This window comes from Amycolatopsis sp. SID8362, assembly GCF_010550475.1.
Lineage (GTDB): Bacteria > Actinomycetota > Actinomycetes > Mycobacteriales > Pseudonocardiaceae > Amycolatopsis > Amycolatopsis eburnea.
In genome coordinates this window covers 25,175-34,023 of record NZ_JAAGNB010000002.1, presented here as the reverse complement: position 1 = coordinate 34,023, position 8,849 = coordinate 25,175, and the positions used below count along the sequence as shown (strand labels likewise).

Genomic DNA, 8,849 nt, shown 5'->3' with positions numbered 1-8,849 from the left:
AGGTGGCGCGCGGGCGTGTGTCGCAGCGCATGGGCCGCGGATCGGTGGCCGCTCGTGGCCGGCGAACGCGCGGGATGGGGGGGGCGCGGCGCGGGTCGGAGCGCGGGTGGGTGGGGTCAGTCGCGGCTGGGGCCGAAGCGTTCGGTGCGGATGCGGTGCGGGTCGTGGCCCAGGGCCAGCAGGATGTCCGCCGCTGTTTCGACGAAGGCTGTCGGGCCGCAGATGAACGAGGTCGCGCCGAACTCGGCGGGCCAGGCTGCGGTGTTGAGGGTGGCCACGTCGATGCGCTTGGGGATGCCGGGGCGGCCTTCGGGGAGTTCGCGCGTGTAGACGTACGTGATGTCCAGGCCCGCCACCGGGGTGCGGAGCTCGTCGGCGTAGTACTGCTCGGCCGGGCTGCGCAGGGAGTAGATCAGCTTGAACGGGGTGCGGACGCCCGCCGCGCGGCGGGCGCGGATCATGGCCATCAGGGGGACGATGCCCGAGCCGCCCGCGATGAGGAGGACCGGCTCCGGGTTGGTGGGGCGCCAGGCGAACCAGCCACCGATCGGGCCGCGGATTTCGACCGGGTCGCCGATCGCGTACGGACCCGTCAGGTGCTCGGACACTTCGCCGTCGGCGACGCGCTGGACCGTCAGCTCCACCCGGTCGCCGTCCGCGGGGGCGGCCAGCGAATAGCTGCGCTGGGCGCGGTAGCCGTCCGCGGCCGTCAGGCGGACGTCGACGTGCTGGCCCGCCAGGTGTCCCGGCCAGCCGGGCAGGTCGAAGACGAGCGTGCGGGCTGTCGGGGTTTCGTCGCGGAAGCCGGCCAGGCGGGCGACCCGCCAGGCTAGTCGCCCTGATACCGCTGTTCGCGCCATGGATCCCCGTAGTCGTGGTAGCCGGCGTTCTCCCAGAAGCCCGGCTCGTCCCGGGTCTTCAGCTCCAGCCCGCGCACCCACTTCGCGGACTTCCAGAAGTACAGGTGCGGCACCAGCAGCCGCGCCGGGCCGCCGTGCTCGGGGGTGAGGGGCTGGCCGCCGTATTCGTAGGCGATCCAGGCCTGGCCGTCGAGCAGGTCGGCCAGCGGCAGGTTCGTCGTGTACCCGCCGTAGGAGTGGACCATGACGTAGTCGGCCTCGGTGTCGAGCCCGCCGACCAGCGTGTCGATCGCGACGCCGCGCCACCGCGTGTCCAGTTTGGACCACTGGGTGACGCAGTGGATGTCCACCGTGGGCTTCTCGCTCGGCAGGGCCATCAGCTCGGCCCAGCTCCACGTGTGCTTGTCACCCTTTTCGGTGGTGACCGCGAACTCCCACGTCTCGGTGCGCACGCGCGGCGTCGGTCCCGCGGACAGCACCGGGAAGTCCTCGGCCAGGTACTGACCGGGTGGCAGCCTCGGGTTGCCGCTGCGGGCCCGGCCCTGGAAACCCGGCGTCACGACACCCATGCGGCACTCCCTTCGCGGTCCCGCCGAGCCTACGCCCGGACCTGCAGCCCGAGCGACGTGACGAGCACCGCAGCCTGTTCGGGTGACACGATCGCGCCCGCCAGGTCGGCGTTCAGCGGGTCGAGTGCCGACAGGTCGCTGCCCCGCAGCTCGGCGCGCGGCAGCTTGACCGCGTGCAGCATCGCCGCGGACAGGTCGACGTCGGCGAACACCGCACCGCCGCAGTCGGCCCCGGTCAGGTCGGCTTCCCGCATCCGCACGCCCTGGAAGCTGACCGAACGCAGGTCGGCGCCCGCCAGCCCGGCGAACGACCAGTCGCCGCCGATGACCCGCAGCGGCCGCAGCTCGCATTCGGTGAACGTGGCGCCGACGAGCTTGCAGCCGGTGAACTCGGCGTCGAAGAAGTTGCACCGCTTGAAGGCGGAGCCGGCGAACGACGAGTCCACGTGCCGCGACGCGTTGAAGCGCACGTTGCCGAACACGCAGTCGGTGAACACGGAGTTCCGGACGACGGCCTCCGAGAAGTCGACCTCCAGGAACTCGCACCGCACGTAGTGGCGTCCGGTGATCTCCTCTCCGTACCAGTCGTCACGGGAGAACCGCTGCTCTTCGACGGGATCTTGCGTGGCCTCGGGCACCCCGCCAGGCTAGCGGCATGCTCGACGCCGACGAGGTCCGGAACGCCGTGCCGATGACGGCCGCCGTCGACGCGGTGCGCGAGGCGTTCCTCGACCTCGCCGCCGGCCGTTTCGCGGTGCCGCAACGGTTGTCGTTCGGCGGCGGCACGACGCTCGTCATGAGCGCCTGCCACACCCCGTCGTCGACGACCGTCGTGAAGACGCTCAACCTGGCCGCCGGGCGGACCCCGATGATCCTCGGCACGCTGGTCTGGAACACCGCCGAGGGCCAGGTGGTCGCGGACGCGGTCGAGATCACCACGCTGCGCACCGGCGCCGTTTCCGGTGTCGCCACGGACCTGCTGGCCCCGGCCGGCGCGAGCAAGCTCGCCCTGCTGGGCACCGGCGCACAGGCCGCGGACCAGGCGCGGGCGGTGGCGGCGGTCCGCCCGGTGCGGCACTTGGCCGTGTTCGGCCGCGACCGCTCGCGCGCGGCGGCCTTCACCGCACGGCTGGGTGCCGAGTTCCCGGAGGTGACGACGCGGGTCGCCGCGAGCGCGGAAGACGCGGTTTCCGATGCGGAGATCGTTTGTTGTGCTACTTCGTCGAGTACTCCTCTCTTCGCTGCCGATGCCTTGCCCGAACGGGTTCACGTCAACGCGATCGGGTCGTACTTGCCGTCCATGCGGGAACTTCCCGCGGAGTTGCTCGCCACCGCGGGATGCGTGGTGGTGGATCAGGTCGAGGCCGCCCTCGAAGAAGCCGGTGAGGTGATCCACGCGGTCGAAACCGGGCTTCTCCGCCGTGAGGAGCTGCTCGAACTGGGGCACGCGCTGCGCGAGCCCCCGGTGGTGCGCGGGCGAACGGTGTTCAAGTCCGTCGGTCTCGCCGTGCAGGACTGGGCGGTGGCCCGGCTCCTCGGTGACGCGCTCGGCCGGAGCTAGCTCACCACCCGTGGCCGGGGCGGGGCGGAGAGCAACCGGGAGCGGCCAAACGGCGCAATCTGCGCCATGAGGCGTTTGATCAGTCACCCGATCCGGGAATTTTCCGGGCATGTCTCCTTGGCGAACCACCACCAGACGGAACACGGCCGTGCGGGTCATCACGGCGATCGGCGCGATCTTCGCGGGGATCGAAGTTCTCTACATGATCATGGTGCTCGCCGGCGCCAACGCCGGTAACGCGTTCTTCATCTTCATCAAGTCACTGGCGGTTCCTCTCGCCTTGTTCTTCCCGGGGCTGTTCCCGGTGAGCAACCCCAGCCTGGCCGTCATCCTCGACTTCGGCCTGGCCGCGGTGTTCTGGCTGGTCGTGACCGGCATCATCGCCCGCTTCGCCGGCCGTTGACCGGCGGCGGCCTGCCGCTTCGCGCCACCGTCGGGCCACCCGCCCTCGGCATCCGCAGCGTCCTTCGGCGACACTGGGGAGATGAGCGACGGCAGGTGGTTCGACGGCTGGTCGCCCTGGCCTGAGTTGGCCGGGCTGGCCGCGGCCGGGCGTTCCCTGCTGCCGAACGTCCCGGTCACCCCGGGCGCGCTGGTGCGGATGGTCACCGAGCAGCTCGTCGGACGGCGGCTGACCGCGAAGGTCGATGACCGCGAGGTCGGCCTGACGCTCGCCGAACTCGACTACCCGGCCGACAGCCTCCGGCTGGCCACCGGACGGGTCGGCGACGTCCGGATCGTCGCCGAAGACGTCGACTGGCCCGAACCCGAAGGCGGCAGCATTCCGCTGCGCCGGGTCACCGTGCTCGCCGAAGACGTCCGCCTCCGCTCGCTGCCCACCCCGGCCGCCAAGCCCGCCCGCGTCGAGCTGCAGATCGCGGTTTCCGCCGAGGTGCTGCGGGAACGGGTGGCGAAAGCCCGCCCCGGGATCGTCGCGGCTCCGGCCGCGAACGGGCTGCTGCGGATCCACTGGGCGAAGCGCCCGCTCTGGGGCCACTTGACCCTGCGCCCCGAGGTGGCCGACGACGCCGTCGTGCTCGTGCCGCAGACCCTCCACATCGGACAACGGCGACTACGGCCGCCACGCCGCTTCCGCCCCATCGTGCTTCCCCTGCCGGAACTTCCGCCGGGCATAAGGCTGACGAAGGTGGAGCCGCGGCACGACGAACTGGTGCTGCACACCGTGGCGGAGGAATGGCCGGAACGCCTTTCGCGCATCCCGCTGCCCGACCTGCTGAGCTGGCTGACCACGGCCGCGGTGACGTTGACGCTGCCCAAACTCGGCGCTCGTTCATGACTCTCCCTCGCGTGCGATGAGCCCGGAGTGGCTCACCAGCCAACGTACTCGAACGTCCGTTCGAACACATCACTCACACGGGTAGAGCTGGGAATGCGTTGCGCGGCAACGGAAATCCGGCCGGGCAACCCCGATCAGGCGTCCCGGTCCCGGAGGTACCGGGTGTGGTCCGCCTGCCGGTCGATCTCCGTCGCGTAGAACCGCTCGGCCACCCGGTGCGCCTCGGTCTCCAGCAAACCCAGCTGTGCGACCAATTCCTCCCCCGCACTCGCCCGCCGGGCAGCGAACCACCACGGCAGGTTCAAGTACGTCTGCACCGACAACGGCAGGTCCGTCCCCGCCAGCCGGACCACGGCGTGCCGCAGGTCAGGGTCGGCCGCGAGCCGGTCCGGCCGGGACAGCAGGTCGGAAAGCACTTCCGCGATCCGCCGCACAGTGTCCACAGAGGACGAAGGCAGCCGCGACGACTGCGCGGTCACCGACGCCACCAGCGTCTCCAGGGAAGCCCGCAGCGAAGCAGACGTGTCCGGGACCAGCCGCACTTTCTCCCCCGGCGCCAGCAGCGCCCCCGCCAGGTACAGCGCCACCACGACGAACGGCCAGACCCACCCGACCACTCCGGTCAGGTACAGCACGACGCCGGTCAAGCCGCCGACGCAGCCGGCGAGGTTCTTGGTCGAGCCCAGATAGCGCAGCATCATTGGTACCCGCGGATCTCCTTGAACACGTCGGAAAGCTGGGTCTCGCGCGCGTCGAACACCTTCCCGCCGGTCATCGTGGCGACGTCGGTCAGCTCGTCGCCGCTGCCCTCGCCGAACAGCACCGTGAACACCGGCACCTGCTTGACCGGCGGCGGCATCGTCCCGAACGCGAGCTTGAAGTCCGCGAGCGACGAGCCGTTCGCGTTCTCCCCGTCGGTCATCAGGACGATGGAGGTGAACCGGTCGGGATCGCGCGCCTGCAACGGTTCCAGCTCCCGGTAGGCCTCCGCCAGGCTGTCGTAGATCGCCGTGCCGCCACCCGCCGACAGGCCCTCGGAGAACGTCTTGATGCGCGCCAGCTCGGCCGCCGGGTCCTGCTCCGGCACCGTGAACGTCGTGGCGCCGGACGGCCGCGTGTTGAACGGCAGCATCAGCACCTCCTCGCGGCTCCGGAACCGCCGGTACCGCCCGGTCAGCGAGTTGTCCGCACCGGTCAGCCCCACCAGTGCCGTGCGCAGCGAGTCGATCCGCTCCCCCTTCATCGACCCGGACGTGTCCAGCACGTACAGCGTCCGCGACGGCCGCCGGATCTTGTCGAAGTACGCCTGGAGCAGCGCGTCCACGGCCTGCTGCGTCGCCGGGAACGGCAGCTCGACGAGGTTGTGCGCGGTGAACCGCGGCCCGAGCGCGACACCCGGCACGACCGGCCGCCGCTGGGTCGTCTCCATGATCCGCTTCTGGACGTCGGGCGTGCGCAAGTAGTCCGATAGCCGCTGGTGCGCCGACCGCGCGTCGTCACCGGCGGAAGCCAGCAGGGAGAGCGGGTAGTCCGCCGTGACGACGCCGTCGCTCGGGTAGACCAGCGTCAGCGGCGCGGGCAGCTTCCCGGACGCGTTCGCCGACAGCAGCACGGACTCGTAGTTGATCAGCCCGTCGACCGGGTCCGGGCCGGTCGCGCGCCGGATGTAGGCGTCCGACAGCCAGCCCGACGAGCCTGCCGAAAGCGCCTGGGCGCTGAAGAACTGCGTCAGCTGCGGGGTCACCGAGGCGACCTGCCGCGCGTCGATCGCGTTGCCCGCGCCGGCCAGTGCCGAAGCGACGCCGACCAGCGCCGAGAACCCGGAGTTCGACGCCGACGGGTCCGTCATGCCGTAGCTGAACGCCTTCTTCCCGGCCTGCGCGGCGATCTCGCCCCAGCTGACCGGCTTTCCCGTCCAGCCGAGCCGCTGGGCGACCGGCGCGGCCAGCCCCAGCACCACCGGCGAGCTCATGATCTTGACCTGGTTGCCGAGCCGCTTCGCCGCTTCGGGAATGCCTGCCAGGTAACGGTTCGAGGAAAACCAGACGGCGTCGTACTTGCCGTCGACGCCGCCGTTCGCCAGCGCTTCGGCGCCTTCCAACGTGCCGGTGAAGGTGAACTTGACCTTCACCCCGGTGGCCTGCGCGGCTTCGTCGAGCACCGGCTGCATGTCCGCCAGTTCGCTGCCCGCGAGGATCCGCAAGGTTCCCGGCTCGGGCTCCCCCAGCGGCGCCGATGAGGAGTCGGAACACCCCGCCAGCACCAAGGCGCTCACCGCGAGCGCCAATACCTTCCTCATGCTTCCCCCTCGTGCGAACGGCGCAGGTGGTCTTCGGCCCGGCGGATCTCCCCGGACAGCGACTCGACGGTCGCCGCCATCGACCGGACGGCGTCGGCGCGGAACCCGTCGATCGCGTCGATCGAGGCGTAGATCCGGTCGAAGGAGGCGCGGATCGTCTCGGTCGCGACGGCCGGGTCGCTGCCCGCCTTCCGGATCTCCGCGGACTGCAGGTCCAGCAGCTCGGTGTTGGCGCGGATCAGCCCGTCGGTGGTGGCCCGCAGCGCGGCGACCTCGTCGAGGACGTCCCGCTGGCTCGCCAGCGCGCCGCTGACCAGCAACGCGACCCGCAGCGCCGATACCGTCGTCGACACCGCCCGCTCGACACCGCGGATCAGCTCGTCGTTGTTCTTGCGCACCAGGTCCAGCGCGAGGTAGCCCTGCGCGCCGACCGCGAGCTGGGTGAGCAGGTCCTGGTGCCGCTGCCGGATCGGGTACAGCACGTCCCCGCGCAACGCCTGCGCGCGCAGCGGGTCCGTCAGGTCGAAGACGGAAGCCTGCCGCTCGACGGCGCCGTCGACGGCCTCGGCGAAGGCGGCCGCTTCGGCGAGCTTCCCCATGACCTGCCACAACCGTTCGCGTTCGCCCTTGATCGCGGCGTTGTCGCGGCGCAGGACGTCCTGCCGGCCGCGCAGGTCCACGACGAGCGCGTTGACCGGCTCGTTCGCCGCGCGATACCGGTCCAGAGCGCGCTTCGCGCCGGCGGCGGCCGGGAACATCCCGAGCAGCTTCCGGCCGGTCAGCGGCAGTTTGGCCGGGTCCAGCTCGGCGACCGTGCGGCGCAGGCTCGTGAGGCTGGTCGTGACCCCGTCCTGCGGGGACGCGACGCTGCGCAGGGACCGGTCGAGCATCGTCCCGGCGACACCCGCCGCGGCCCGCATGTCGGCCTCGCCGACGGCCAGCAGCTCGTCCAGCAGGTCGGTGAACTCCGGCGACCGGACGTCCAGTGCCGCCAGCCGCGTCGCGAACCCGTCGGCGCGCGCGGCGACGTCGGCGCGGGTGTCTTCGCTGAGCGTGATGAGCCCGGCGGCGCGCTCGGCGGGGATCGCGGCGACCGGTTCGGGCGGGGTGAGCGCGAAGTCCATGTCAGTACTGCTTGCCGACGGCGTCGAGCAGCCGCTCGAGCGTTTCGAACGACGGCGGTTCAACGGCGTCCACGAGGTCGGCCGGTGCGTGCGCCGGCGCGGCGACCTCGGCGAACAGCTTCGGGTCGGTCGTGCGGAAGCCGAAGGTCGCCGCGAGCCTGCCCAGCTCGGGGTCGGTGGCGAGGAGCTGCCCGACCTTGTCGCCGTCCGGGGTCAGCGGCACCAGCGTGTGCTTCGAATACACCGTCGGCGCGGTGTAGAGCAGGCGCATGTCCGGCCGGATCGAGCCGTCGCCACGCAGCACGCGGTCGACGAACTGCGACTCGTAGATCAGCGCCAGCGGCGTCTTGCCCATCCCCGCCGACAGGTAGTCCTCGAACGGCCCTTCGGTGCTGTTCTGCGTGTACCCCTGGTCCAGGAACAGCTTCGCCACCGACGGCAGCACCGCCGCCTCCTGCGCGGGCGTGCTGACGACGGCGTTCCCGTTGGCCACGAAGGAAACGATCGACAGGTACATCGCCGCGGAGTTCGACTCGCGCGGGTCGGTCGTCGTGACGAGGACGTTCTTGCGGGCCGGGTAGGCGGTGTTGCCGGGCAGCTGGTCCCAGCGCGTCCCGGCCTTCGCCAGGTCCAGGTACTTCGCGATGTCGAGGACGTCGTAGTCGCCCGCGCCCTTGTGCACGGCGCCGTTCGCGCGCAGCAGCGCCACGACCGGCTCGAAGCTGGCGACCGCCATCGGCGACTGGAACGGCGTGTACACCGTCGTCACCTTGCGGTCGCGCTGGATCTTCTGCGCCGCGGGCGACGACGACGGGAACGCGAAGGCGTACTTCCCGAGGTCCACGGTCGTCGCGAGCTGCCGCGAGCCCGCGGTGTCCACTTCGACCTTCAAGCCGTGCCGCGCGAAGGCGTCGACGACGCGCTGGTCGGCGAAGAAGGCCTGCTTCTCCGAACCGATCACCCCGCGCACGGTCACGGCACCGGACGCGGTGCCGTCGTCGCGCCCCCAGACGATCACCCCGACGACGGCCAGCACGAGCACCACGGCCAGTCCGATCGACACCCGGCGTTTCACGAGCCACTCCCCTCGATGGGCCTTCGCTCATTGGACGCGGGAGCGAGCCCGTTCGAAGTGAACA

At 71.2% G+C, this 8,849-nt stretch carries 10 protein-coding genes; 3 read left to right on the top strand and 7 right to left on the bottom strand.

Annotated features, from left to right (window positions below; translation table 11 throughout):
* Positions 1–116 precede the first annotated feature (116 nt).
* The 3 genes from G3I65_RS00420 to G3I65_RS00410 are packed head-to-tail and all read right to left on the bottom strand — an operon-like array spanning position 117 to position 2,067.
* Positions 117–860, bottom strand: a complete 744-nt coding sequence (locus G3I65_RS00420) for a ferredoxin reductase (protein ID WP_160693660.1) — start codon at positions 858–860, stop codon at positions 117–119.
* Positions 830–1,429: a sulfite oxidase-like oxidoreductase gene (locus tag G3I65_RS00415; RefSeq protein WP_160693658.1), complete on the bottom strand. Its 600-nt coding sequence runs from the start codon at positions 1,427–1,429 to the stop codon at positions 830–832. Before G3I65_RS00415 ends, G3I65_RS00420 begins: the two co-directional genes overlap by 31 nt.
* A 29-nt stretch (positions 1,430–1,458) precedes the next feature.
* The gene (locus G3I65_RS00410; protein ID WP_160693656.1) at positions 1,459–2,067 is read right to left on the bottom strand and encodes a pentapeptide repeat-containing protein; all 609 of its coding nucleotides are present in this window, start codon (positions 2,065–2,067) and stop codon (positions 1,459–1,461) included.
* A gap of 17 nt (positions 2,068–2,084) precedes the next feature.
* On the opposite strand from G3I65_RS00410, the gene G3I65_RS00405 reads away from it, so the two are divergent.
* From G3I65_RS00405 to G3I65_RS00395, 3 genes are all read left to right on the top strand, one after another.
* Positions 2,085–2,990, top strand: coding sequence for an ornithine cyclodeaminase family protein (locus tag G3I65_RS00405; RefSeq protein ID WP_160693654.1), 906 nt, complete (start codon positions 2,085–2,087; stop codon positions 2,988–2,990).
* 148 nt (positions 2,991–3,138) lie between these two features.
* A complete protein-coding gene (locus G3I65_RS00400) occupies positions 3,139–3,393 on the top strand; it encodes a hypothetical protein (protein WP_160693652.1) in 255 nt (84 codons plus the stop codon).
* An 81-nt stretch (positions 3,394–3,474) separates the two neighbouring features.
* Positions 3,475–4,287, top strand: coding sequence for an LmeA family phospholipid-binding protein (locus G3I65_RS00395; RefSeq protein ID WP_160693650.1), 813 nt, complete (start codon positions 3,475–3,477; stop codon positions 4,285–4,287).
* 134 nt (positions 4,288–4,421) lie between these two features.
* On the opposite strand, the gene G3I65_RS00390 is transcribed toward G3I65_RS00395, so the two are convergent.
* Genes G3I65_RS00390 through G3I65_RS00375 form a run of 4 tightly spaced genes read right to left on the bottom strand, consistent with a single transcriptional unit; the run spans position 4,422 to position 8,785 of the window.
* The gene (locus G3I65_RS00390) at positions 4,422–4,988 is read right to left on the bottom strand and encodes a hypothetical protein (protein ID WP_160693648.1); all 567 of its coding nucleotides are present in this window, start codon (positions 4,986–4,988) and stop codon (positions 4,422–4,424) included.
* Positions 4,985–6,586, bottom strand: a complete 1,602-nt coding sequence (locus tag G3I65_RS00385) for a substrate-binding domain-containing protein (protein WP_160693646.1) — start codon at positions 6,584–6,586, stop codon at positions 4,985–4,987. Before G3I65_RS00385 ends, G3I65_RS00390 begins: the two co-directional genes overlap by 4 nt.
* Positions 6,583–7,710, bottom strand: coding sequence for a toxic anion resistance protein (locus G3I65_RS00380; protein ID WP_160693644.1), 1,128 nt, complete (start codon positions 7,708–7,710; stop codon positions 6,583–6,585). Before G3I65_RS00380 ends, G3I65_RS00385 begins: the two co-directional genes overlap by 4 nt.
* A gap of 1 nt (position 7,711) precedes the next feature.
* A complete protein-coding gene (locus G3I65_RS00375; protein ID WP_160693642.1) occupies positions 7,712–8,785 on the bottom strand; it encodes a hypothetical protein in 1,074 nt (357 codons plus the stop codon).
* Positions 8,786–8,849 lie beyond the last annotated feature (64 nt).